The organism is Pseudomonas sp. LSJ-87 (assembly GCF_032971465.1).
Taxonomy (GTDB): Bacteria; Pseudomonadota; Gammaproteobacteria; order Pseudomonadales; family Pseudomonadaceae; genus Aquipseudomonas; species Aquipseudomonas putida_Z.
In genome coordinates, this window is the sequence record NZ_JAWJYQ010000013.1 from 1 (window position 1) to 24,994 (window position 24,994).

The 24,994-nt window shown below is 64.0% G+C and carries 21 protein-coding genes; 20 read left to right on the forward strand and 1 reads right to left on the reverse strand.

Annotated features, from left to right (window positions below; translation table 11 throughout):
* Positions 1-425: 425 nt before the first annotated feature.
* From mraZ to lpxC, 16 genes are all read left to right on the forward strand, one after another.
* Complete coding sequence (gene mraZ / locus RYH74_RS09710; RefSeq protein WP_004575120.1) at positions 426-881, forward strand: division/cell wall cluster transcriptional repressor MraZ; 456 nt, start codon at positions 426-428, stop codon at positions 879-881.
* Positions 878-1,825 carry a 16S rRNA (cytosine(1402)-N(4))-methyltransferase RsmH gene (rsmH, locus tag RYH74_RS09715; protein ID WP_025340553.1) on the forward strand — a complete coding sequence of 316 codons (948 nt, stop codon included), beginning with the start codon at positions 878-880 and terminating at the stop codon, positions 1,823-1,825. Before mraZ ends, rsmH begins: the two co-directional genes overlap by 4 nt.
* Complete coding sequence (gene ftsL, locus RYH74_RS09720; RefSeq protein WP_025340552.1) at positions 1,822-2,115, forward strand: cell division protein FtsL; 294 nt, start codon at positions 1,822-1,824, stop codon at positions 2,113-2,115. The genes rsmH and ftsL overlap by 4 nt, the downstream gene beginning before the upstream one ends.
* The gene (locus tag RYH74_RS09725; RefSeq protein ID WP_162276789.1) at positions 2,115-3,857 is read left to right on the forward strand and encodes a peptidoglycan D,D-transpeptidase FtsI family protein; all 1,743 of its coding nucleotides are present in this window, start codon (positions 2,115-2,117) and stop codon (positions 3,855-3,857) included. Before ftsL ends, RYH74_RS09725 begins: the two co-directional genes overlap by 1 nt.
* Positions 3,854-5,344 carry a UDP-N-acetylmuramoyl-L-alanyl-D-glutamate--2,6-diaminopimelate ligase gene (locus RYH74_RS09730; RefSeq protein ID WP_410902910.1) on the forward strand — a complete coding sequence of 497 codons (1,491 nt, stop codon included), beginning with the start codon at positions 3,854-3,856 and terminating at the stop codon, positions 5,342-5,344. The genes RYH74_RS09725 and RYH74_RS09730 overlap by 4 nt, the downstream gene beginning before the upstream one ends.
* On the forward strand, positions 5,337-6,704 hold the full coding sequence (locus RYH74_RS09735) for a UDP-N-acetylmuramoyl-tripeptide--D-alanyl-D-alanine ligase (protein WP_317409324.1): 1,368 nt from the start codon (positions 5,337-5,339) through the stop codon (positions 6,702-6,704). The genes RYH74_RS09730 and RYH74_RS09735 overlap by 8 nt, the downstream gene beginning before the upstream one ends.
* Entirely contained in the window at positions 6,704-7,786 is a 1,083-nt protein-coding gene (gene mraY / locus RYH74_RS09740; RefSeq protein ID WP_025340548.1) for a phospho-N-acetylmuramoyl-pentapeptide-transferase, read from the forward strand. Before RYH74_RS09735 ends, mraY begins: the two co-directional genes overlap by 1 nt.
* A 6-nt stretch (positions 7,787-7,792) precedes the next feature.
* Positions 7,793-9,139, forward strand: coding sequence for a UDP-N-acetylmuramoyl-L-alanine--D-glutamate ligase (murD, locus tag RYH74_RS09745; protein WP_039613069.1), 1,347 nt, complete (start codon positions 7,793-7,795; stop codon positions 9,137-9,139).
* Positions 9,136-10,350: a putative lipid II flippase FtsW gene (gene ftsW, locus RYH74_RS09750; RefSeq protein WP_075046263.1), complete on the forward strand. Its 1,215-nt coding sequence runs from the start codon at positions 9,136-9,138 to the stop codon at positions 10,348-10,350. Before murD ends, ftsW begins: the two co-directional genes overlap by 4 nt.
* On the forward strand, positions 10,340-11,419 hold the full coding sequence (gene murG / locus RYH74_RS09755) for an undecaprenyldiphospho-muramoylpentapeptide beta-N-acetylglucosaminyltransferase (protein ID WP_075046262.1): 1,080 nt from the start codon (positions 10,340-10,342) through the stop codon (positions 11,417-11,419). Before ftsW ends, murG begins: the two co-directional genes overlap by 11 nt.
* Complete coding sequence (murC, locus tag RYH74_RS09760; protein ID WP_013974110.1) at positions 11,412-12,860, forward strand: UDP-N-acetylmuramate--L-alanine ligase; 1,449 nt, start codon at positions 11,412-11,414, stop codon at positions 12,858-12,860. Before murG ends, murC begins: the two co-directional genes overlap by 8 nt.
* Entirely contained in the window at positions 12,857-13,813 is a 957-nt protein-coding gene (locus RYH74_RS09765; RefSeq protein ID WP_023661967.1) for a D-alanine--D-alanine ligase, read from the forward strand. The genes murC and RYH74_RS09765 overlap by 4 nt, the downstream gene beginning before the upstream one ends.
* 5 nt (positions 13,814-13,818) lie before the next feature.
* Entirely contained in the window at positions 13,819-14,688 is an 870-nt protein-coding gene (locus RYH74_RS09770; protein ID WP_025340544.1) for a cell division protein FtsQ/DivIB, read from the forward strand.
* Positions 14,689-14,702: 14 nt separating this feature from the next.
* Positions 14,703-15,959 carry a cell division protein FtsA gene (ftsA, locus tag RYH74_RS09775; protein WP_015271706.1) on the forward strand — a complete coding sequence of 419 codons (1,257 nt, stop codon included), beginning with the start codon at positions 14,703-14,705 and terminating at the stop codon, positions 15,957-15,959.
* A 55-nt stretch (positions 15,960-16,014) separates the two neighbouring features.
* Positions 16,015-17,211, forward strand: coding sequence for a cell division protein FtsZ (gene ftsZ, locus RYH74_RS09780; RefSeq protein WP_003260772.1), 1,197 nt, complete (start codon positions 16,015-16,017; stop codon positions 17,209-17,211).
* Between the two features lie 112 nt (positions 17,212-17,323).
* Positions 17,324-18,235, forward strand: a complete 912-nt coding sequence (gene lpxC, locus RYH74_RS09785; RefSeq protein WP_003260771.1) for a UDP-3-O-acyl-N-acetylglucosamine deacetylase — start codon at positions 17,324-17,326, stop codon at positions 18,233-18,235.
* A gap of 47 nt (positions 18,236-18,282) precedes the next feature.
* Here the strand turns inward: lpxC and RYH74_RS09790 are convergent, their stop codons facing one another.
* Positions 18,283-18,738 (reverse strand): DUF721 domain-containing protein, encoded by a 456-nt coding sequence (locus RYH74_RS09790; RefSeq protein ID WP_075046260.1) that lies wholly within the window; start codon positions 18,736-18,738, stop codon positions 18,283-18,285.
* Positions 18,739-19,128: 390 nt separating this feature from the next.
* On the opposite strand from RYH74_RS09790, the gene secA reads away from it, so the two are divergent.
* The 4 genes from secA (at position 19,129) to RYH74_RS09810 (ending at position 24,972) form a co-directional block, all read left to right on the forward strand.
* The gene (secA, locus tag RYH74_RS09795; protein ID WP_075046258.1) at positions 19,129-21,864 is read left to right on the forward strand and encodes a preprotein translocase subunit SecA; all 2,736 of its coding nucleotides are present in this window, start codon (positions 19,129-19,131) and stop codon (positions 21,862-21,864) included.
* Between the two features lie 173 nt (positions 21,865-22,037).
* Complete coding sequence (argJ, locus tag RYH74_RS09800; RefSeq protein WP_023662147.1) at positions 22,038-23,255, forward strand: bifunctional glutamate N-acetyltransferase/amino-acid acetyltransferase ArgJ; 1,218 nt, start codon at positions 22,038-22,040, stop codon at positions 23,253-23,255.
* A 143-nt stretch (positions 23,256-23,398) separates the two neighbouring features.
* On the forward strand, positions 23,399-24,031 hold the full coding sequence (locus tag RYH74_RS09805) for a glutathione S-transferase family protein (protein WP_317409326.1): 633 nt from the start codon (positions 23,399-23,401) through the stop codon (positions 24,029-24,031).
* Positions 24,028-24,972, forward strand: a complete 945-nt coding sequence (locus RYH74_RS09810; protein WP_286100543.1) for a Nudix family hydrolase — start codon at positions 24,028-24,030, stop codon at positions 24,970-24,972. Before RYH74_RS09805 ends, RYH74_RS09810 begins: the two co-directional genes overlap by 4 nt.
* The last annotated feature ends 22 nt before the right edge of the window (positions 24,973-24,994 follow it).

Genomic DNA, 24,994 nt, shown 5'->3' on the forward strand with positions numbered 1-24,994 from the left:
GTTCCATCAGGCGTGGCCCGCGTCGGAACCGGGTAGGTTGCTAGAGGCGTCCAGCGATGGCCGTCGTAGAGGAATGACTGTCCTCGACAAAACCCGGCTTACAGATCGACTCTCCACCTTTCCCTCCCTGCTTTATTCGATAGCAGATGTCCTCTGGTAATACCGAAAAAATCTTACTCTTAATAAATCACTTTAACTTCGAACTCCATTCGCCTGCGTGGGTTTGATTTTTCTCGTGTTTTTTTCTCCTCGGTAGTCCTTCCGCATTCCTTTATTGCGCTAAATCTCGGTCCTGTAAGGCTTTTCCTTCCGAACGTGCCTTGACGGTGCTGCGGGCGGATTCCTATAGTGTGCGCAAGTGGCAGAAAGTGGGATGAAGTGGGTTTTCTGGCACAAAAAAGCTAACATTGTGGGGAATCGCAGCCGTGTTCCGCGGAGCCAACGCCGTCAGCCTCGATGCCAAGGGCCGTCTCGCCATGCCGAGCCGGTACCGTGACGAGCTCGATTCGCGTTGCAATGGTCAGCTGATCGTGACCATCGACGCCGTTGACCCCTGCTTGTGTGTTTATCCCCTCGATGAGTGGGAACAGATAGAAGCCAAGTTGCGTGCCTTGCCATCGTTGCGTGAGGAAAACCGCCGCCTGCAGCGTTTGCTGATCGGTAATGCGGTTGACCTGGAGCTCGATGGCAGCGGGCGTTTCCTGGTGCCGCCCCGTCTGCGTGAGTACGCCAAGCTCGACAAGAAGGCGATGCTGGTGGGGCAACTGAACAAATTCCAGCTGTGGGATGAAGATGCCTGGAACGCGGTTTCGGCAGCCGACCTTGCAGCTATTCAACAACCGGGCGCCATGCCCGACGAATTGCGTGACCTGATCCTGTGACCATAGATAGCGGCTTCAACCACATTACCGTCCTGCTCGACGAAGCTGTCGAGGCATTGGCCCTGCGCGCCGACGGTTGCTATCTGGACGGCACTTTCGGCCGTGGCGGGCACAGCCGGCTGATTCTCAGCAAGCTCGGGCCGCAAGGGCGGCTGCTGGGTTTCGACAAAGATCCACAGGCGATTGCCACGGGGCAAGCGCTGGCGGCCGAAGACGGCCGCTTTGTCATTGTGCAGCGCAGCTTTGCCGAGCTGGGCGCGGAAGTGGCCGAGCGCGGCCTGGATGGCAAGGTCAGTGGCGTATTGCTCGACCTGGGCGTTTCCTCGCCGCAGCTGGATGACCCCGAGCGTGGCTTCAGCTTCCTCAATGATGGCCCGCTGGACATGCGCATGAACCCGGACCAGGGCATCAGCGCCGCCGAGTTCATCGCCACTGCGCCGGTGGAAGAGATCGCCCGCGTATTCAAGGAATACGGCGAGGAGCGCTTTGCCGGGCGCATGGCGCGTGCTGTGGTGGAGCGCCGCGAAAAGCAGCCGTTCACCCGTACCGCCGACCTGGCGGAAGTGCTCAAGGTGGCCAACCCGGCTTGGGAAAAAGGCAAGAACCCGGCTACCCGTGCCTTCCAGGGCCTGCGCATTCACGTCAACAACGAGCTGGGCGACCTAGAGACCGGTCTTGAGGCAGCGCTCGAAGCGCTTGAAGTTGGCGGTCGCCTGGCAGTCATCAGTTTCCACTCGCTGGAAGACCGTATCGTCAAGCTGTTCATGCGCAAGCTGGTCAAGGGCGAGGCTGACAACCTGCCACGCAACCTGCCGGTTCAGCACAAGGCCTTCGAGCCGAAAATCAAGCTCATCGGCAAGGCCCAGTTCGCCTCCGAAGCCGAGCTCAAGGCCAACCCGCGGGCGCGCAGCGCCGTGATGCGGGTGGCGGAGAAGCTGCGGTGAGCAGGCTGTTTGCCAAACCCTTGCCAGGCGGAAGCTTCCTGATGCTTCTGCTGTTCGTTGCCGTGTTGATTTCGGCCATCGCCGTGTCCTACAGCGCGCACTGGAACCGTCAGTTGCTCAACACCCTGTACGGCGAGTTGAACGAACGCGACAAGGCCCAGGCCGAGTGGGGCCGGCTGATCCTCGAGCAAAGCACCTGGACCGCCGCCAGCCGCATCGAAAACCTGGCTTCCGAGCAACTGAAGATGCGCGTACCTTCGGCTGACGAAGTGCGGATGGTGGCGCCATGATGAAGCTCGAAGGCGCACTCTACCCATGGCGCTTCCGCGTGGTGATCGGCTTGCTGGCGCTGATGGTCGGTGCCATCTGCTGGCGCATCATCGACCTGCAGGTGGTCGACCGTGACTTCCTCAAGGGCCAGGGCGATGCGCGCAGCCTGCGTCACATCCCTATCCCGGCTCACCGCGGCCTGATCACCGACCGTAACGGTGAACCGCTGGCGGTCAGTACCCCGGTCACCACCCTGTGGGCCAACCCCAAGGAAATGCAGGCCTCCAAAGACCGCTGGCCACAGCTGGCGGCAGCGCTGGGGCAGAACCCGCAGCAGCTGACCGAGCGCCTGACCCAGCAGGCCAGCAAAGAGTTCATCTATCTGGTCCGCGGCCTTACCCCGGAGCAGGGCCAGCATGTACTCGACCTGAAAGTGCCGGGTGTGTACGGCCTGGAAGAATTCCGCCGCTTCTACCCGGCCGGTGATGTCACTGCGCACATGGTCGGCTTCACCGACCTCGACGACCACGGTCGGGAAGGGGTGGAACTGGCCTATGACGAGTGGCTGGCCGGCGTACCCGGCAAGCGGCAGGTGATCAAGGACCGGCGCGGCCGGCTGATCAAGGACATCCAGGTAACCAAGAACGCCAAGGCCGGGAAGACCTTGGCGTTGTCGATAGACCTGCGCCTGCAGTACCTGGCCACCCGCGAGCTGCGCAACGCCATTGCCGAACAGGACGCCAAGGCCGGCAGCCTGGTGATCATGGACGTCAAGACCGGTGAGGTCCTGGCCATGGTCAACCAGCCGACCTACAACCCCAACAACCGTCGCAGCATGTTCCCGGCCGCCATGCGTAACCGCGCGATCATCGACGTGTTCGAGCCGGGCTCCACGGTCAAGCCGATCTCCATGAGCGCGGCACTGGAAAGTGGCCGCTGGAAGCCGACCGACAAGGTCGAGGTGTACCCGGGCAGCCTGCAGATCGGTCGCTACACCATCAAGGACGTGTCCAGGAGCGAGGGCCCGATCCTCGACCTGACCGGCATCCTGATCAACTCCAGTAACGTCGGCATGAGCAAGATCGCCTTCGACATCGGCGGCGAGGCCATCTACCGGGTCATGTCCCAGGTCGGCCTGGGCCAGTACACCGGCCTTGGCTTCCCCGGCGAGCGCGTCGGCAACCTGCCCAACCACCGCGAGTGGCGCAAGGCAGAGACCGCGACCCTGTCTTATGGCTATGGCGTGTCGGTCACCGCCCTGCAACTGGTGCATGCCTACGCGGCGCTGGCCAACGACGGCAAGATGGTGCCGCTGTCGATCCTCAAGGTCGACAAGGCCCCGGAAGCCGTGCAGGCCATTCCGAAGGAAACCGCCGAAACCGTCCAAGGCATGCTGCAACAGGTGATCGAAGCACCGCGCGGCGTGTTCCGCGCCCAGGTGCCGTTCTACCACGTGGCCGGCAAGTCGGGTACCGCGCGTAAAGCCACCGTGGGCTCCAAGGGCTACACCGAAAACGCCTACCGCTCGCTGTTCGCCGGCTTCGGGCCGATGAGCGACCCGCGCTACGCCATCGTCGTGGTCATCGACGAACCAGGCAAGGGCGGCTACTTCGGCGGCCTGGTTTCGGCGCCGGTGTTCAGCAAGGTCATGTCCGGCACCCTGCGCCTGATGAACGTGCCGCCAGACAACCTGCCGCCACCAGCACCCGTCGAACAATCGCAAGTCAATGCAGCAGCAACCGCCAAGGGAGGGCGTGGATGATGACAATGCCATTGAGCAAGCTTTTCGCTCACGCCAGCCGTGATCCGCTGATCCGTGAACTGACCCTGGACAGCCGCAATGTGCGCCCGGGCGATCTGTTCCTGGCCGTGCCGGGCGCCAAGGTCGATGGCCGCGAGCATATCGCCGATGCCCTGGCGCGTGGCGCTGCTGCCGTGGCCTATGAAGAACAGGGCACGAGCGTTCTGCCACTGACCGACGCGCCGCTCATCCCGGTCAAGGGCCTGATCGCCCAGCTTTCGGATATCGCAGGGCGCTTTTATGGTGAACCGAGCCGCCAGCTGAACCTGGTGGGCGTGACCGGTACCAACGGCAAGACCAGCGTCACCCAGCTGGTGGCCCAGGCGCTGGACTTGCTTGGCCAGCGTTGCGGCCTGATCGGCACCCTGGGTACCGGCTTCTATGGTGAGCTGCAGAGTGGCCGCCTGACCACGCCCGACCCGATCGCCGTACAGTCGACCCTCAACGACCTCAAGAAAGGTGGCGCCAAGGCCGTGGCCATGGAGGTTTCCTCGCACGCCCTGGAGCAGGGCCGGGTCGCCGCGCTGGAATTCGACATCGCGGTCATGACCAACCTGTCCCGCGATCACCTGGACTACCACGGCAGCATGGAGGCCTACGAGGCCGCCAAGGCCAAGCTGTTCGCCTGGTCGAGCCTGCGCTGCCAGGTGGTCAACCTTGACGACGCCTTCGGTCGCCGCCTGGCCGAGGCCTTTGCCCGCCGGCCGAGTGCCGACCATATCGAGACCCGGTTGCTCAGCTACAGCCTGGAGAACCCGGAGGCCTCGCTGTTCTGCCGCGAAGCCGTGTTCAATGACGATGGCGTGCGCGCCACCCTGGTCACCGCCCAGGGCGAACGTACCCTGCGCAGCCAGTTGCTGGGCCGCTTCAACCTGAGCAACATGCTCGCCGCCGTGGCGACCCTGTTGGCGCTGGACTACGCGCTGGACGAAATCCTCAAGGTCACCCCGCAGCTGCAGGGGCCGATCGGCCGCATGCAGCGCCTGGGTGGGGGCGACAAGCCGCTGGTGGTGGTCGACTATGCGCACACCCCGGACGCCCTGGAGAAAGTACTCGAAGCCCTGCGCCCGCACGCGCACGGCAAGCTGCTGTGCCTGTTCGGCTGCGGCGGCGACCGAGACCGCGGCAAGCGTCCGCTGATGGCCGAAGTGGCCGAACGCCTGGCAGACCGCGTGCTGGTCACCGACGACAACCCGCGTACTGAAGACCCGCTGCGCATTTTCGATGACATCCGTCCCGGTTTCGCCAAGCCTGCCGAGGTCGAGTTCGTTGCCGGTCGTGGCGAAGCCATCGCACACCTGATCGCCACTGCCGCTGCCGACGATGTGATCGTGCTGGCCGGCAAGGGGCACGAGGATTACCAGGAGATCAATGGCGAGCGCCATGACTTCTCCGATTTGACCGAGGCCGAAAAGGCACTTGCAGCCTGGGAGGCTCCACATGCTTAAGCCGATGTCACTCAGCCAGCTGACCACAGCACTGAGTGGTCAACAAGTCGGTGCCGACGCCACCTTCACCGGCGTCAGCATCGACAGCCGCAGTGTTGGCGCCGGGCAACTGTTCGTCGCCCTGGCCGGCCCGCGCTTCGATGGCCACGACTACCTGGCCGATGTGAAGGCCAAGGGCGCTGTCGCGGCCCTGGTCGAGCGTGAAGTAGCCGATGTCGATCTGCCGCAGCTGCTGGTCGCCGATTGCCGCCTGGCCCTCGGCCAGCTTGGCGCGCTGAGCCGTGCTGCCTTCGACAAGCCGGTGGTGGCCATCACCGGTTCCAGCGGCAAGACCACGGTCAAGGAGATGCTCGCCAGCATCCTGCGCACCCGTGGCCTGGTGCACGCCACCCGCGGCAACCTGAACAACGACCTCGGCGCGCCGCTGACCCTGCTGGAGATCGCCCCCGAGCACAGTGCCGCGGTGATCGAACTGGGCGCCTCGCGCATTGGCGAGATCCGCTACACCGTCGGCCTGACCCAGCCCCAGGTGGTCATCATCAACAACGCCGGTACCGCCCACGTTGGCGAGTTCGGCGGCCCGGAAAAGATCGTCGAAGCCAAGGGCGAGATCCTCGAAGGCCTGGGCGCGGGCGGTATCGCCATCCTCAACCTGGACGACAAGGCCTTTGATATCTGGAAGGCACGCGCCGGCGCGCACAAGGTCTTCAGCTTCGCCCGCAGCAATGCAAAGGCCGATTTCCATGCCACGGACATCGGTCGCGATGCCCGTGGTTGCCCGTCGTTCAAGCTGCACGGCGCTGGTGACGTGGTGGACGTGCAACTCAATGTGCTTGGTGAGCACAACGTCAGCAACGCCTTGGCCGCCGCCGCCGCTGCCCATGCCGTTGGTCTGAGCCTGAGCGGCATCGCCGCCGGCCTGGCTGCCGTGCAGCCGGTCAAGGGCCGTACCGTGGCGCAGATCGCGCCGAACGGCGTGCGCGTGATCGACGACAGTTACAACGCAAATCCCACCTCCATGTGCGCGGCCATTGATATACTCGCCGGCTTTTCCGGACGCACCGTCCTGGTGCTTGGAGATATCGGCGAACTGGGGCAATGGGCGGAAGAAGGCCACCGTCAGGTGGGTGACTACGCGCGTGGCAAGGTCGACGCCCTGTACGCAGTGGGTTCCAACATGAAACACGCGGTCAAGGCGTTCGGCGCCAATGGCCGCCATTTCGCTACTCAAGCTGAGCTGATCGACGCGGTTGGCGCCGAGAATGCCAGCGACACCACTATCTTGATCAAGGGCTCGCGCAGCGCTGCGATGGAAAACGTCGTGGCGGCATTGTGCGGTGCCAGCGGGGAGAAACATTAATGCTGCTGCTGTTGGCCGAGTATCTGCAACAGTTCCACAAAGGCTTCGCGGTCTTCCAGTACCTGTCCCTGCGCGGGATTCTGGGTGTGCTGACCGCGTTGTCCCTGGCGCTGTGGCTGGGGCCGTGGATGATCCGTACCCTGCAAATCCGCCAGATCGGCCAGGCCGTGCGTAACGACGGCCCGCAATCGCACCTGTCCAAGTCCGGCACCCCGACCATGGGTGGGGCGCTGATACTGTCCGCCATCGCCGTCAGCACCCTGCTGTGGGCCGACCTGACCAACCGCTACGTGTGGGTGGTGCTGATCGTTACCCTGGCATTCGGTGCCATCGGCTGGGTCGATGACTACCGCAAGGTGATCGAAAAGAACTCGCGTGGCCTGCCAAGCCGCTGGAAGTACTTCTGGCAGTCGGTGTTCGGCCTGGCTGCAGCCATCTTCCTGTACAAGACCGCGCCGACCAGCGTCGAAACCACGCTGATCCTGCCGTTCATCAAGGATGTCACCATTCCGCTGGGCATCGGCTTCGTCGTGCTGACCTACTTCGTCATTGTCGGTTCGAGCAACGCGGTCAACCTCACCGACGGCCTCGACGGCCTGGCGATCATGCCGACGGTGATGGTCGGCGGTGCCCTGGGCATCTTCTGCTACCTGTCGGGCAACGTGAAGTTCGCCGAATACCTGCTGATCCCATACGTGCCGGGCTCGGGCGAGCTGATCGTGTTCTGCGGCGCGCTGATCGGTGCCGGCCTGGGCTTCCTGTGGTTCAACACCTACCCGGCGCAGGTATTCATGGGTGACGTCGGCGCGCTGGCGCTGGGCGCCGCCCTGGGCACCATCGCCGTGATCGTCCGCCAGGAAATCGTGCTGTTCATCATGGGCGGCGTGTTCGTCATGGAAACCCTGTCGGTGGTGATCCAGGTTGCCTCCTTCAAGCTGACCGGCAAGCGCGTGTTCCGCATGGCGCCGATCCACCACCACTTTGAACTCAAGGGCTGGCCAGAGCCACGGGTGATCGTCCGCTTCTGGATCATCACCGTGATCCTGGTGCTGGTCGGCCTTGCAACCCTGAAACTGAGGTAGATGAGCGTGTCCCTGATCGCTTCCGACCAATTCCGCATCGTTGTCGGCCTCGGCAAGAGCGGCATGTCCCTGGTTCGCTTCCTGGCGAGCCGGGGCATTGCCTTTGCGGTCGCCGACACCCGCGAGCAACCGCCGGAACTGGACACCCTGCGCCGTGATTACCCGCAGGTGGAAGTGCGCTGTGGTGAACTGGACGTGGACTTCCTGTGCCGCGCCAACGAGCTGTACGTCAGCCCCGGCCTGGCCCTGGCCACCCCGGCCCTGCAGCAGGCGGCCGCGCGTGGCGTGAAGCTGTCCGGTGACATCGAACTGTTTGCCCGCCACGCCAAGGCCCCGATCATTGCCATCAGCGGCTCCAACGCCAAGAGCACCGTCACCACCCTGGTTGGCGAAATGGCCGCCAAGGCGGGCAAGCGCGTGGCGGTGGGCGGCAACCTCGGTACCCCGGCGCTGGACCTGCTGGCCGATGACGTCGAGCTGTACGTGCTGGAACTGTCCAGCTTCCAGCTGGAAACCACCGACCAGCTCAACGCCGAAGTGGCCACCGTGCTGAACATCAGCGAAGACCACATGGACCGCTACAGCGGCCTGCCGGCCTACCACCTGGCCAAACACCGGATCTTCCGTGGTGCCCGCCAGGTCGTGGTCAACCGCCAGGACGCCCTGAGCCGACCGCTGCCGGTGGAAGGCCGCCCATGCTGGACCTTCGGCCTGAACCAGCCGGACTTCAAGGCCTTCGGCCTGCGCGAAGTGGACGGCGAGAAATACCTGGCGTTCGAGTTCCAGGCGCTGATGCCGGCGCGTGAGCTGAAGATTCGCGGCGCCCACAACCAGAGCAACGCCCTGGCGGCACTGGCCCTGGGGCATGCTGCCGGCCTGCCGTTCGAACCGATGCTCGAGGCGCTGCGCGAGTTCGGCGGCCTGGCCCACCGTTGCCAGTGGGTGCGCGAGCGTAACGGCGTTAACTGGTACGACGATTCCAAGGCCACCAACGTCGGTGCTGCCCTGGCCGCCATCGAAGGCCTGGGTGCCGACATCGAAGGCAAGCTGGTGCTGATCGCCGGTGGCGATGGCAAGGGCGCCGACTTCGCAGCGCTGCGCGAGCCGGTCAAGCGCTTCTGCCGCGCCGTGGTACTGCTTGGCCGTGATGCCGAGCGCCTGGCCGAAGCTCTGGGCGATGGCGTGCAACTGGTCCGCGTCAAGACCCTCGACGACGCCGTGCAGCAATGCGCCGAACTGGCCCAGGCGGGTGATGCCGTGCTGCTGTCGCCGGCGTGCGCCAGCCTCGACATGTTCAAGAACTTCGAAGAACGCGGGCGCCTGTTCGCCCAGGCAGCGGGAGGCCTTGCATGATCTTCGGCATCCTCAAGCCCTATCCGTCGCCGCTGATCAGCGGCCGTGGCATCGACCTGGACTTCGCGATGCTCGCCGGCTGCCTGGCATTGCTGGGCCTGGGCCTGGTGATGATCACCTCGGCGTCCTCGGAAGTGGCTGCGGTGCAGTCGGGCAACCCGCTTTACCACATGTTCCGCCACCTGGTGTACGTGTTCCTCGGCCTGGTCGCCTGTGGCGCCACAATGCTGGTACCGATCGCCACCTGGCAGCGCATGGGCTTCCTGATGCTGCTGGGTGCCTTCGGCCTGCTGGTACTGGTGCTGGTGCCGGGTATCGGCCGCGAAGTGAACGGCTCCATGCGCTGGATCGGCTTCAGCTTCTTCAACGTGCAGCCTTCGGAAATCGCCAAGGTGTTCGTGGTCGTCTACCTGGCCGGCTACCTGGTGCGCCGGCAGACCGAGGTACGCGAAACCTGGATGGGCTTCTTCAAGCCGTTCATCGTGCTGCTGCCCATGGCTGCCCTGCTGCTGATGGAGCCGGACTTCGGCGCCACCGTGGTGATGATGGGCGCGGCGGCGGCCATGCTGTTCCTCGGCGGGGTGGGGCTGTTCCGCTTCAGCCTGATGGTGGTGTTGGCGGTGGTCGCGGTGTTCGTCCTGGTACAGGCGCAGCCTTACCGGATGGCGCGCCTGATTACCTTTACCGACCCGTGGTCCGACCAGTTCGGCTCGGGCTACCAGCTGACCCAGGCGCTGATTGCCTTCGGCCGTGGCGAGTGGCTGGGCGTTGGCCTGGGCAACAGCGTGCAGAAGCAGTTCTACCTGCCTGAAGCGCACACCGACTTCGTGTTCTCGGTACTGGCCGAAGAACTCGGCGTGGTCGGCTCGCTGCTGACTATCGCGCTGTTCGTATTCGTCACTGTGCGTGCCCTGTATATCGGCCTGTGGGCGGAGAAAGCCAAGCAGTTCTTTGCCGCTTATGTTGCCTTCGGCCTGGCCTTCCTGTGGATCGGCCAGTTCCTGATCAACATCGGTGTGAACGTTGGCCTGCTGCCGACCAAGGGCCTGACCCTGCCGTTCCTCAGCTACGGGGGCAGCTCGCTGGTGATCTGCTGTGCCTGCGTGGGCCTGTTGCTGCGTATCGAGTGGGAAAGCCGCACGCACCTGGGCAGTGAGGAACACGAATTCAGCGAAAGCGATTTTGCCGAGGAGACCAATCATGGCCGCTGACGGCAAGAACGTACTGATCATGGCGGGCGGCACCGGGGGCCACGTGTTCCCGGCCCTGGCCTGCGCCCGTGAATTCCAGGCGCGCGGCTACAGCGTGCACTGGCTGGGCACCCCGCGCGGTATCGAGAACGAACTGGTGCCCCAGGCCGGCCTGCCGCTGCACCTGATCCAGGTCAGCGGCCTGCGCGGCAAGAGCAAGCTGTCGTTGCTCAAGGCGCCGTTCACCCTGGTCAAGGCCGTGCTGCAGGCGCGGCGTATCGTGCGCGAGCTCAAGCCTGTATGTGTGGTCGGCTTCGGTGGCTATGTGACCGGCCCCGGCGGCGTGGCCGCACGCCTGTGCGGCGTACCGCTGGTGATCCACGAGCAGAATGCCCGCGCCGGTACCACCAACCGCCTGCTGCTGCCGCTGGCTGCGCGTGTTTGCGAAGCCTTCCCGGCCACCTTCGCCGCCAGCGACAAACTGCGCACCACCGGCAACCCGGTGCGCCCGGAACTGTTCATGGACGCCCTGCGCGCGCCCCTGGCCGAGCGCCGTGCGCGCCTGCTGGTGATGGGCGGCAGCCTGGGTGCGGAACCATTGAACAAATTGTTGCCTAAGGCCCTGTCCGAAGTGCCCGCCGCACTGCGGCCAGAGGTATTCCACCAGGCCGGCAAGCAACACGCGCCGGCCACCGCCGAGCGTTATCACGAGGCGGGTGTCGAGGCTCAGGTAGAGCCCTTCATCAAGGACATGGCCCAAGCCTATGGTTGGGCCGACATTGTGGTGTGCCGGGCCGGCGCCCTGACCGTCAGCGAGCTGGCGGCAGCGGGCCTGCCTTCGATGCTGGTGCCATTGCCCCACGCGATCGACGACCACCAGACCCACAACGCCCAATATCTGGCCCGGGAAGGCGCAGCCTTCCTGATGCCACAAGCGACAACTGGCGCAGCGCAGCTCGCTGAACGCCTGAACGAGGTGCTGATGCAACCCGAGAAACTCAACGTCATGGCAGGCACCGCACGGCGCCTGGCCAAACCTGCCGCAACCAGCACCGTGGTCGATATCTGCCTGGAGGTGGCCCATGGTTGAGAGCCAGAAAGCCATGCCCCAGCCGAAGATGGGCCGTATCCGCCGTATCCACTTCGTCGGTATCGGCGGCGTGGGCATGTGCGGCATTGCCGAAGTGTTGCTGAACCTGGGCTATGAAGTGTCCGGTTCCGACCTGAAGGCCTCGCCGGTTACCGAACGCCTGGAATCGTTCGGCGCCGAGATCTTCGTCGGTCACCGCGCCGAGAACGCCGCCACCGCCGATGTGCTGGTGGTGTCCAGCGCCATCAACCCGGCCAACCCGGAAGTCGCCACCGCCCTCGAGCGGCGCATTCCGGTGGTGCCGCGTGCCGAGATGCTCGCCGAGCTGATGCGCTATCGCCATGGCGTGGCCGTTGCCGGCACCCACGGCAAGACCACCACTACCAGCTTGCTGGCCTCGGTGTTCGCCGCTGGCGGCCTGGACCCGACCTTCGTCATCGGTGGCCGCCTGACCGCGGCCGGCACCAATGCCCAGCTGGGTACCAGCCGCTACCTGATTGCCGAAGCGGACGAGAGCGATGCCAGCTTCCTGCACCTGCAGCCGATGGTAGCCGTGGTCACCAACATCGACGCCGACCACATGGCGACCTACGAAGGTGACTTCAACAAACTGAAGAAAACCTTCGTCGAGTTCCTGCACAACCTGCCGTTCTACGGCCTGGCCGTGATGTGCCTGGACGACCCGGTAGTGCGCGAGATCCTGCCACAGGTCAAGCGCCCGACCGTGACCTATGGCTTCAGCGACGAGGCCGACATCCGCGCCATCAACGTGCGCCAGATGGGCATGCAGACCCACTTCACCGTGCTGCGCCGTGACCGCGAGCCGCTGGAGGTGTCGGTGAACATGCCCGGCAACCACAACGTGCTCAACGCCTTGGCCACCATCGCCATCGCCACCGACGAAGGCATCACTGACGAAGCCATTGTCCAGGGCCTGTCCGGCTTCCAGGGCGTCGGCCGCCGCTTCCAGGTGTACGGCGAACTGCCGGTCGAAGGCGGCAGCGTGATGCTGGTCGACGACTACGGCCACCACCCGACCGAAGTGGCCGCGGTGATCCAGGCCGTGCGCGGCGGTTGGCCAAGCCGTCGCCTGGTGATCGTCTACCAGCCGCACCGCTACAGCCGTACCCGCGACCTGTACGACGATTTCGTCCAGGTGCTGGGCGATGCCAACGTGCTGCTGCTGATGGAGGTCTACCCGGCCGGCGAAGAGCCGATCCCCGGCGCCGACAGCCGCCAGCTGTGCCACAGCATCCGCCAGCGCGGCAAGCTGGACCCGATCTACATCGAGCGTGGCGTCGACCTGGCGCCGCTGGTCAAGCCACTGCTGCGCGCTGGCGACATCCTGATCTGCCAGGGTGCCGGTGATGTCGGCGGCCTGGCCCCTCAATTGATGAAAAGCCCGCTGTTCGCTGGCGCCAAGCAGGAGAAGTCGAAATGACCAGCGCCTACGACAAGCTGCACTCGACCCTGGACGTCAAGGCGTTCGGCCGCGTCGCGGTGCTGTACGGCGGCAAGAGCGCCGAGCGCGAAGTGTCGCTCAAGTCCGGTGCCGCAGTGATCGACGCGCTGACCACCGCCGGTGTCGACGTTGTCGCCATCGACGTGGGTGACGACCTGCTCGACCGCCTGCAAAGCGAGAAGATCGACCGCGCCTTCATCATCCTCCACGGTCGTGGCGGTGAAGACGGCAGCATGCAAGGCCTGCTCGAGTGCCTGGGCATCCCCTACACCGGCAGTGGCATCCTTGCCTCGGCACTGGCCATGGACAAGCTGCGCACCAAGCAGGTGTGGCAGAGCCTGGGTATTCCGACCCCGCGCCACGCGGTGCTGGCGAGCGAAAGCGATTGTTTGCAGGCCAGTACGGAACTGGGCTTCCCGCTTATCGTCAAACCCGCCCATGAAGGTTCCAGCATCGGCATGGCCAAGGTGAACAGCGCCCAGGAACTGGTCGCCGCCTGGCAGGACGCAGCTAAATACGATTCCCAGGTACTGGTGGAACAGTGGATCCATGGGCCGGAGTTCACCGTCGCGGTATTGCGCGGCCAGGTGCTGCCGCCGATCGCCCTGGGTACGCCGCACGTGTTCTACGACTACGACGCCAAGTACATCGCCAACGATACCCAGTACCGCATTCCGTGCGGCCTGGACAGCGTCAAGGAACAGGAACTGATCGACCTGACCGCGCGTGCCTGCGATGCCATCGGCATCGAAGGCTGGGGGCGGCTGGACGTGATGCAGGACGAGCAGGGCCGGTTCTGGCTGCTCGAAGTCAACACCGCACCCGGCATGACCGACCATAGCCTGGTGCCCATGGCGGCCCGCGCGGCCGGCCTGGACTTCCAGCAACTGGTGCTGGCGATCCTGGCCGAAAGCGTGGCGACGCGAGGTTAACAACCATGCAAGGCGCGATGATACGTCAGCAGCAACCCGTTACCGGCCGTAGCAAGCCGGTGCCGCGTGGTGCCAGCCGGCTGGTGGCCGACGAGCCCGTATCGGCGCGCCTGCCGCGGCCAAGCCTGGGTGGTCTCAAGCGCCTGCTGTGGCCGGTGCTGCTGGTGGCGGCCGGGTTTGGCGCCTACGAGGGCGCCATTCGCCTGATGCCGTACGCCGACCGGCCGATTACCAAGATCGACGTGCAGGGCGACCTCAGCTACATCAGCCAGCAGTCGGTGCAGCAGCGTATCGCGCCCTACGTGGCAGCGAGCTTCTTCAGTGTCGACCTGCCGGCGATGCGCGCAGAGCTCGAGCAGATGCCGTGGATCGCCCACGCCGAAGTGCGCCGGGTGTGGCCCGACGAGGTGGTGATCCGCCTGGAAGAACAGTTGCCGGTGGCGCGCTGGGGTGACGAAGCCTTGCTCAACAACCAGGGCCAGGCCTTCACCCCGCGCGAACTGGCCAACTACGAGCACCTGCCGCAGCTGGCCGGGCCGCAGCGTGCTCAGCAACAAGTGATGCAGCAGTATCAGGTATTGAGCCAGATGCTGCGCCCCCTGGGCTTTTCCATCGCTCGCCTGGAGCTGCGCGAGCGAGGCAGCTGGTTCCTGACCACGGGCGCGAGCAGCGCCGGGCCGGGCATCGAGCTGCTGCTGGGGCGCGACCATCTGGTGGAGAAGATGCGCCGTTTCATTGCCATTTACGACAAGACACTCAAAGACCAGATCAGCACTATCGCCCGCATTGATCTGCGTTACTCCAACGGACTTGCCGTTGGTTGGCGGGAACCGATTGCACCGACGACGGCCCAACCCGCCGTTGCGAAGAATTAGAGAGAGGCAGGACCATGGCAAACGCGCATAGCGGCAAAATGATCGTCGGGCTGGACATCGGCACCTCCAAGGTGGTGGCGCTGGTGGGTGAAGTGGGCGAGGACGGCACCCTGGAAATCGTCGGGATCGGTACCCATCCGTCCCGCGGCCTGAAAAAAGGCGTGGTGGTGAACATCGAGTCCACCGTGCAGTCGATCCAGCGCGCCGTGGAAGAAGCGCAGCTGATGGCCGGCTGCCGCATCCACTCGGCCTTTGTCGGCGTGGCCGGCAACCACATCCGCAGCCTGAACTCCCACGGCATCGTCGCCATCCGCGACCGCGAGGTCAGCCTGGCCGACCTGGAGCGCGTACTCGACGCCGCCCAGGCCGTCGCCATCCCGGCTGACCAGCGCGTGCTGCACACCCTGCCGCAGGACTACGTGATCGACAACCAGGAAGGCGTGCGCGAGCCGCTGGGCATGTCTGGCGTACGTCTGGAAGCCAAGGTCCACGTGGTCACCTGCGCGGTCAACGCGGCGCAGAACATCGAAAAATGCGTACGCCGCTGTGGCCTGGAAATCGACGACATCATCCTCGAGCAGCTGGCCTCGGCCTACTCGGTGCTGACCGACGATGAAAAAGAGCTGGGCGTGTGCCTGGTGGACATCGGTGGTGGCACCACCGACATCGCCATCTTCACCGAGGGCGCGATCCGTCACACTGCGGTGATCCCGATTGCCGGCGACCAGGTGACCAACGACATCGCCATGGCCCTGCGTACCCCGACCCAGTACGCCGAAGAAATCAAGATCCGCTACGCCTGCGCCCTGGCCAAACTGGCTGGCGCCGGCGAGACCATCAAGGTGCCAAGCGTGGGTGATCGCCCACCGCGCGAGCTGTCGCGCCAGGCCCTGGCCGAGGTGGTAGAGCCACGTTACGACGAGCTCTTCACCCTGATCCAGGCCGAACTGCGCCGCAGCGGCTACGAGGACCTGGTGCCGGCCGGCATCGTCCTCACCGGCGGCACCGCGAAGATGGAAGGCGCCGTGGAACTGGCCGAGGAAATCTTCCACATGCCGGTACGCCTGGGCGTGCCGCACAGCGTTCGGGGGCTCAGCGACGTGGTTCGCAACCCGATCTATTCCACCGGCGTGGGCTTGCTCACCTACGGCCTGCAGAAGCAGACCGAAGACCTGCCCCTGACCGGTAACAGCAGCAACAACAGCTATGGCGATGAACCGAAGGCTCCAGTGCTTGAACGCTTCAAGCGCTGGGTCCAGGGCAACTTCTAAGTTTCAAAGCAGTAGTGGTAGGCGCGACAACTAGAGAACTGTAAGGAGAGGGAAAATGTTCGAGCTCGTAGACAACGTCCCGCAAAGCCCGGTCATCAAAGTGATCGGCGTTGGCGGTGGTGGCGGCAACGCCGTCAACCACATGGTCAAGAGCAGCATCGAAGGCGTGGAATTCATCTGCGCCAACACCGATGCCCAGGCGCTGAAGAACATCGGCGCGCGCACCATCCTGCAATTGGGCACTGGCGTGACCAAGGGCCTGGGTGCCGGTGCCAATCCGGAAGTCGGCCGCCAGGCCGCGCTGGAAGACCGTGAGCGCATCGCTGAAGTGCTGCAGGGCACCAACATGGTGTTCATCACCACTGGCATGGGCGGCGGTACCGGTACCGGTGCAGCGCCGATCATCGCCGAAGTGGCCAAGGAAATGGGCATTCTCACCGTTGCCGTGGTGACCCGTCCGTTCCCGTTCGAAGGCCGCAAGCGCATGCAGATCGCCGATGAAGGCATCCGCATGCTGGCCGAAAGCGTCGACTCGTTGATCACCATCCCCAACGAGAAGCTGCTGACCATCCTGGGCAAGGATGCCAGCCTGCTGTCCGCCTTCGCCAAGGCCGACGACGTACTGGCCGGTGCCGTGCGCGGTATCTCCGATATCATCAAGCGCCCGGGCATGATCAACGTCGACTTCGCCGACGTGCGTACCGTGATGGGTGAAATGGGCATGGCCATGATGGGTACTGGCTGCGCCAGCGGCCCGAACCGTGCGCGTGAAGCCACCGAGGCAGCGATCCGCAACCCGCTGCTGGAAGACGTCAACCTGCAGGGCGCCCGCGGCATCCTGGTGAACATCACCGCAGGCCCTGACCTGTCGCTGGGCGAGTACTCCGACGTGGGTAGCATCATCGAAGCCTTCGCCTCCGACCACGCCATGGTCAAGGTTGGCACCGTGATCGACCCGGACATGCGCGACGAACTGCACGTGACCGTAGTGGCCACCGGCCTGGGCGCGCGCATCGAGAAGCCTGTGAAGGTGGTCGACAACACCCTGCAGACTGCCCAGCAGGTGTACGAGGCTTCCAACCCGGCGCCGGTTCGCCAGGAGCAGCCTGCGGTCAACTACCGTGACCTGGAGCGCCCGACCGTAATGCGCAACCAGGCCCATGCAGGTGCTGCTGCAGCCGCTAAACTGAACCCTCAGGATGACCTGGACTACCTCGATATCCCGGCATTCCTGCGTCGTCAGGCTGATTAATGGAATTTATCAGGGGTATAAAGGTGATTGGTATTCATCAAAGGTTGGGTCTGTTATCATCCCCAGCCTTTGTTGATACCTGTTCGCAATTTGCGCTGAAGCGGCCAATGCCATGATTAAACAACGCACCCTGAAGAATACCATCCGTGCCACAGGTGTCGGTCTGCACTCCGGGGAGAAGGTTTACCTGACCCTCAAGCCTGCACCTGTTGACACCGGCATCGTCTTCCGCCGCGCCGACCTCGACCCTGTGGTCGAAATCCCGGCGCGCGCGGCCAACGTCGGCGAGACAACCATGTCGACGACGCTGGTCAACGGTGACGTCAAGGTCGATACGGTCGAGCACCTGCTCTCCGCCATGGCGGGCCTGGGCATCGATAACGCCTACGTCGAGCTCTCCGCCTCGGAAGTGCCGATCATGGATGGCAGCGCCGGACCCTTTGTATTTCTGATTCAGTCTGCCGGCCTGGAAGAACAGGACGCAGCCAAGAAGTTCATCCGCATCCTGCGTGAGGTAACCGTGGAAGAGGGCGACAAGCGCGCCACTTTCCTGCCTTTCGACGGTTTCAAGGTGAGCTTCGAGATCGACTTCGATCATCCGGTCCTAAAGGGCCAGACCCAGAGTGCGGTCGTCGACTTCTCCAGCACCTCGTTCGTGAAGGAAGTCAGCCGCGCCCGTACCTTCGGTTTCATGCGTGACATCGAGTACCTGCGCAAGCACAACCTTGCGCTAGGTGGCAGTGTCGAGAACGCCATCGTGGTCGACGAGACCGGTGTGCTCAACGAAGACGGCCTTCGTTCCGATGACGAATTCGTCAAGCACAAGATCCTCGACGCCATTGGCGACCTTTATCTGCTGGGCAACAGCCTGATCGGCGAGTTCAAGGGCTACAAGTCCGGCCACGCGCTGAACAACCAGCTGTTGCGCAAGCTGATTGCCGAAACCGATGCCTGGGAAGTGGTCACCTTCGAAGATGCCAGCACGGCACCGATCTCGTACATGCGCCCTGTTGCGGCCGTGTAAGTTCGAACACTCTCTAGTTCATTAAGGCCACCTTCGGGTGGCCTTTTTTATGGCTTGTCCTGGGCGTGGGCGGCCAATCGTTCCAGTGCTGCGCGCAGCTTGGGGTCAGTGATGCCCTCGGCGGTATCGCGCAGGCTCTCGGCTGCGTTATTGGACAGTTCCGCAGCATGACCACCACGCTTGGCTGGCACCAGCGGGGGCTGGACCTTGTACAGGATGCGCCTGAGGTTGGCGAACGCCTCCATGGCCTGTAATGCCGACATCAAGCGTTTCTGCTGATAGCGCAGGCGGGTTGCCCAGTGGCCGTCGGTTACCACCAGCAACAATGTGCCATCGCGCCACGACGCCACATGGCAGTGCTCGCGGGCGGCTGGTTGCAGCTGGCTTTCCAGCAGGCGCTGCAGGTGCTCCAGGCGTTCGGCCTGGTTCAGCAGCAGGCGCAGCGGGCGGACCTGGCGGAGCAGGGCCGAGGGCGGCTGGGCGGGGGAGGGTTTGTAGGCCATGGGGGTACGCATGAGGTTACATGGTCCGCAGTCTAACATCTCTATAGCCTGCACTGGCCTCTTCGCGGGTGAACCCGCTCCCACAGGTAAGGCACTGCCCTTGATGTGTAGGTGATCCTGTGGGAGCGGGTTTACCCGCGAAGAGGCCGGCACAGATAACAAAAGACAAGACTCATTCTCGATACGTTTCATCTTCCCGAACCTTGAACTCAGGGAAAATGCCCCTATCTAAAACAAGCCCCCGCCAAAACGCTGTACAAGCATCGTGGAAATCCACCACTTTCCTCACCATCGTTTCCGGGTAGAATGCTCGTTCGCATGCGGCCTCAGGGCTGCACGGGCGACTCATGGGGCCGCCCTCCATCCCTACGTGTGGAAGATCCTGCCGATATGTTTGCGCCTTTGTTAAAGAAACTTTTTGGAAGCAAGAACGAGCGTGAAGTCAAACGCATGCTCAAGACGGTGAACATCGTCAATGCTCTCGAAGAGAAGATGGTGGCCCTCTCCGACGAGCAACTGCGGGGCAAGACCGCAGAGTTCAAGGAGCGCCTGGCCAAAGGCGAGACACTGGACCAGTTGCTGCCTGAAGCCTTCGCCGTGGCCCGTGAGGCCGGCAAGCGCGTGATGGGCATGCGCCACTTCGACGTGCAGCTGATCGGCGGCATGACCCTGCACGAGGGCATGATCGCAGAAATGCGTACCGGTGAAGGCAAGACCTTGGTCGGTACCCTGGCCGTGTACCTCAACGCATTGTCCGGCAAGGGCGTGCACGTGGTCACCGTCAACGACTACCTGGCCCGCCGCGACGCCAACTGGATGCGCCCGCTGTACGAGTTCCTCGGCCTGTCGGTCGGCATCGTCTCGGCTTTCCAGCCGCCGGAAGAAAAGCGCGCCGCCTACGCGTCCGACATCACCTACGGCACCAACAACGAATTCGGTTTCGACTACCTGCGCGACAACATGGCGTTCAGCCAGGACGAGAAGTTCCAGCGTGAACTGAACTTCGCCGTGATCGACGAAGTCGACTCCATCCTCATCGACGAAGCGCGTACCCCGCTGATCATCTCCGGTCAGGCCGAGGACAGCTCCAAGCTGTACATCGAGATCAACCGTCTGATCCCGCGCCTTACCCAGCACATCGAAGAGGTCGAAGGCCAGGTCACCCAGGAAGGCCACTTCACCATCGACGAGAAGAGCCGTCAGGTCGAGCTGAACGAAGCCGGTCACCAGTTCATCGAAGAGATGCTCACCCAGTCCGGCCTGCTGGCCGAGGGCGAGAGCCTGTACTCGGCGCATAACCTGAGCCTGCTGACCCACGTCTACGCCGGCCTGCGCGCGCACAAGCTGTTCCACCGCAACATCGAATACATCGTCCAGGACGGCCAGGTCCTGCTGATCGACGAGCACACCGGCCGTACCATGCCGGGCCGTCGTCTGTCCGAAGGCCTGCACCAGGCCATCGAAGCCAAAGAGAACCTGAACATCCAGGCCGAGAGCCAGACCCTGGCTTCGACCACCTTCCAGAACTACTTCCGCCTGTACACCAAGCTGTCCGGCATGACCGGTACCGCCGACACCGAAGCGTTCGAGTTCCAGTCGATCTACGGGCTCAACGTGATGGTCATTCCGCCGAACAAGCCGTTGGCGCGTAAAGACTTCAACGACCTGGTGTACCTGACCGCCGACGAGAAATACGCCGCGATCATCGCCGACATCAAGGAAAGCATGAAGCAGGGCCGCCCGGTGCTGGTGGGTACTGCGACCATCGAAACCTCCGAGCACATGTCCAACCTCCTGAAGAAGGAAGGTATCGACCACAAGGTGCTCAACGCCAAGTACCACGAGAAGGAAGCCGAGATCATCGCGCAAGCCGGTGCGCCAGGTGCCCTGACCATCGCCACCAACATGGCCGGCCGTGGTACCGACATCCTGCTGGGCGGTAACTGGGAAGCCGAAGTGGCTGCCCTGGAAAACCCGACCGCCGAGCAGATCGCCCAGATCAAGGCCGACTGGCAGAAGCGTCACCAGCAGGTGATCGAGACGGGTGGCCTGCACGTGATCGCTTCCGAGCGCCACGAATCGCGCCGTATCGACAACCAGCTGCGTGGCCGTTCCGGCCGTCAGGGCGACCCGGGCTCCAGCCGCTTCTACCTGTCGCTGGAAGACAGCCTGATGCGTATCTTCGCCTCTGACCGGGTGAAGAACTTCATGAAGGCGCTGGGCATGCAGTCCGGCGAGGCCATCGAGCACCGCATGGTCACCAACGCCATCGAGAAGGCCCAGCGCAAGGTCGAAGGCCGCAACTTCGACATCCGCAAGCAGTTGCTGGAATACGACGACGTGGCCAACGAGCAGCGCAAGGTGATCTACCACATGCGCAACAGCCTGCTGGCCGCCGAGAACATTGGCGACACCATCGTCGAATTCCGCAAGGAAGTACTGGACGCTACCATCAGCCAGCACATTCCGCCGCAGTCGCTGCCAGAGCAGTGGGACGTGGCCGGTCTGGAAGCTTCGCTTGCCAGCGATTTCGCCATGAAGCTGCCGATCCAGCAGTGGCTCGACGAGGACGATCACCTCTACGAAGAGACCCTGCGCGAGAAGCTGCTGAACGAAATCACCACCGCGTACACCGAGAAGGAAGACCAGGCCGGTATCGAAGCCCTGCGTACCTTCGAGAAGCAGATCCTGCTGCGCGTGCTGGACGACCTGTGGAAAGACCACCTGTCGACCATGGACCACCTGCGTCACGGTATCCACCTGCGTGGTTATGCGCAGAAGAACCCGAAGCAGGAGTACAAGCGCGAATCCTTCAGCCTGTTCCAGGAGCTGCTCGAGTCGATCAAGCGCGACACCATCCGTGTGCTGTCGCACGTTCAGGTACGCCGCGAAGACCCGGTCGAAGAGGAAGCCCGCCTGCGCCGCGAGGCCGAGGAACTGGCCAGCCGCATGCAGTTCCAGCATGCCGCTGCCCCGGGCCTGGAAAGCGAGCAACTGAACGAGGAGGGCGCCGAAGTGGCCGTCGCCTCGGCACCGGTGCGCAACGAGCAGAAGCTGGGCCGCAACGAGCCGTGCTGGTGTGGTTCGGGCAAGAAGTTCAAGCATTGCCACGGGCAGATCGAGTGATCTGACCTGAATTGGGGCCGCGGTGCGGCCCTATCGCGACACAAGGCCGCTCCCACAGGGATAGCGCACAGCCGCAACGCTGCGCCGTCCTATGTGGGAGCGGCCTTGTGTCGCGATGGGGCGCGAAGCGGCCCCGTTTTTCGATATCAACCGTATTTTCTAGGAGCGCTCTAATGGCTGTTGGTCTTGGTCCTTTGCCCACCCTGCACCCGGTTCCGGGTTTTGAACTCGGCATCGCTTCTGCCGGCATCAAGCGCCCGGGGCGCAAGGATGTGGTGGTCATGCGCTGCGCCGAAGGCTCCAGCGTGGCTGGCGTGTTCACCCTCAACGCCTTCTGCGCAGCGCCGGTGATCCTGTCCAAGCAGCGTGTGCAGGGCACCGTGCGCTACCTGCTGACCAACACCGGTAACGCCAACGCCGGCACCGGCGCGCCAGGCCTGGCCGCCGCCGAACGCACCTGCGCCAAGCTGGCCGAGCTGGCCGGCGTACCGGCCGAGTCGGTACTGCCGTTCTCCACCGGCGTAATCGGCGAGCCGCTGCCGGTCGAGAAGATCGAAGGCGCGCTGCAGGCCGCCCTCGACAACCTGTCGGAAAACCACTGGGCCGAAGCCGCCACCGGCATCATGACCACCGACACCCTGCCCAAGGGTGCCAGCCGCCAGTTCCAGCACGATGGCGTGACCGTTACCGTCACCGGCATCAGCAAGGGTGCAGGCATGATTCGCCCGAACATGGCTACCATGCTCGGCTACATCGCCACCGACGCCAAGGTTGCCCCGGCGGTACTCAAGGACCTGATGCTGGACGGTGCCAACAAGTCGTTCAACCGCATCACCATCGATGGCGACACCTCGACCAACGACTGCTGCATGCTGATCGCCACCGGCAAGGCCAACCTGCCGGAAGTCACCGAAGCCAGCGGCGCATTGTTCGAAGCGCTGAAGAAGGCGGTGTTCGAAGTGTGCATGGAAGTGGCTCAGGCCATCGTCCGTGACGGCGAAGGCGCCACCAAGTTCGTTACCGTGCAGGTCAACGGCGGTGGCAACCACCAGGAGTGCCTGGACGTCGGCTACGCCGTGGCCCACTCGCCGCTGATCAAGACTGCGCTGTTCGCTTCCGACCCCAACTGGGGCCGTATCCTCGCCGCCGTTGGCCGTGCCGGTGTACCGGAGCTGGATGTGAGCCTGATCGATGTGTACCTGGACAGCGTGTGCATTGCCAGCAAAGGCGGCCGCAGCCCGAGCTACACCGAAGACCAGGGCGCCAAGGTAATGGCCCAGGAAGAGATCACCATCCGTATCGAGCTGGGCCGTGGCCAGTGCAGCGAAACCATCTGGACCACCGACCTGTCCCACGAGTACGTGAAGATCAACGCCGAGTACCGTACCTGATGTAATTGGGGCCGCGTTGCGGCCCATCGCGACACAAGGCCGCTCCCACAAGGACCTGCGTACACCGCCCCATGTGGGAGCGGCCTTGTGTCGCGAAAGGGCTGCAGAGCAGCCCCAAAATTCCCAAACGATGGAGCCGAACCATGAGCTATCACCTGATTATCGGCGACAAGCTGTATTCCTCCTGGTCGCTGCGTGGCGCCCTGGCCCTCGAGCTGGCTGGTGTGCCTTACGAAGAAACACTGATCAAACTCAACCAGCCTGACACCCGTCAGCGCATCCTCGCCTTCTCTGCCACCGGCAAGGTACCGCTGCTCAAGACCGAGCACGGTGTGATCGCCGACTCGCTGGCCATCGCCGAATACCTCAACGAACGCCACCCCGATGCCCAGCTGTGGCCTGCCGACGTGGCGGCCCGGGCCCAGGCCCGTTCGGCCTGCGCGCAGATGCACAGCGGCTTCTTCGCCCTGCGCGGTGCCATGCCGTTCGACCTGTCGCGCGACCAGGCGCTGGACAGCGTGCCGCTGGAGGTTCAAATCGATATCGACCGTATCGTTGCACTATGGTCCGAATGCCGCCTGGTGGCCAAGGACAGCGGCCCGTTCCTGTTCGGCAAGCCAAGCCTGGCCGATGCCTTCTTTGCCCCGGTGGCCGTACGCCTGCGCACCTACCGCGTGGAAGTGCCTGCGGAGGCGGCGGCCTATATCGAAACCATTTACCAGTGGCCGGCCTTCCAGGCCTGGCAGCAGGCTTGCCTGGCGGAGCGTGAAGGGTGAAACGGATTCATGTTGTAGCTGCTGTCATTCGTGGTACTGACGGCCGAATTCTGATCGCACGGCGTGCCGATACCCAGCACCAGGGCGGCCTGTGGGAATTCCCGGGCGGCAAGGTGGAAGAGGGTGAGGGCGTCGAGGCGGCGCTGGCCCGCGAGCTGCGCGAGGAGCTGGGCATCGAGGTAAGCCGTTCGCGCGCACTGATCAAGGTCAGCCACGACTACCCGGACAAGCAGGTGCTGCTGGACGTGCGCGAAGTCGAGGCGTTCACCGGCGAGCCGCATGGCGCCGAGGGCCAGCCGCTGGAATGGGTTGCCCCACGTGATTTGCCCCAGTACGAATTCCCCGAGGCCAATAAACCGATCGTTGCGGCCGCGCGCCTGCCGGACCAGTACCTGATCACCCCCGATGGCCTGGAAGTGCCGCAGATGCTCAAGGGCATCCAGAAGGCGGTGGCCAGCGGCATTCGCCTGATCCAGTTGCGTGCCCCGGACATGTACGACCCCAAGTACCGCGATGTGGCGGTGGATGCGGTCGGCCTGTGCGCGGGCAAGGCGCAGCTGATGCTCAAGGGGCCGCTGGAGTGGCTGGGTGACTTCCCTGCCGCGGGTTGGCACCTGACGGCTGCACAACTGCGCAAGTATGCCGCCAACGGCCGGCCGTTCCCCAGGGAACGCTGGCTGGCGGCGTCCTGCCACAGTGCCGAAGAGCTGGCGCTTGCGGAGCAGATGGGCGTGGACTTCGTCACCTTGTCGCCGGTGCAGGCAACCCGGACACACCCTGAGGCGGTGCCGCTGGGGTGGGACGAGGCACAGCGGTTGATTGCCGGGTTCAACAAGCCGGTCTACCTGCTGGGTGGGGTAGGCCCGGGTGAGCGCGAGCAGGCCTGGGAAGCGGGGGCACAGGGTGTGGCCGGGATCCGGGCGTTCTGGCCTGAGATCTGAGTCGCCTGTAATTGGGGCCGCT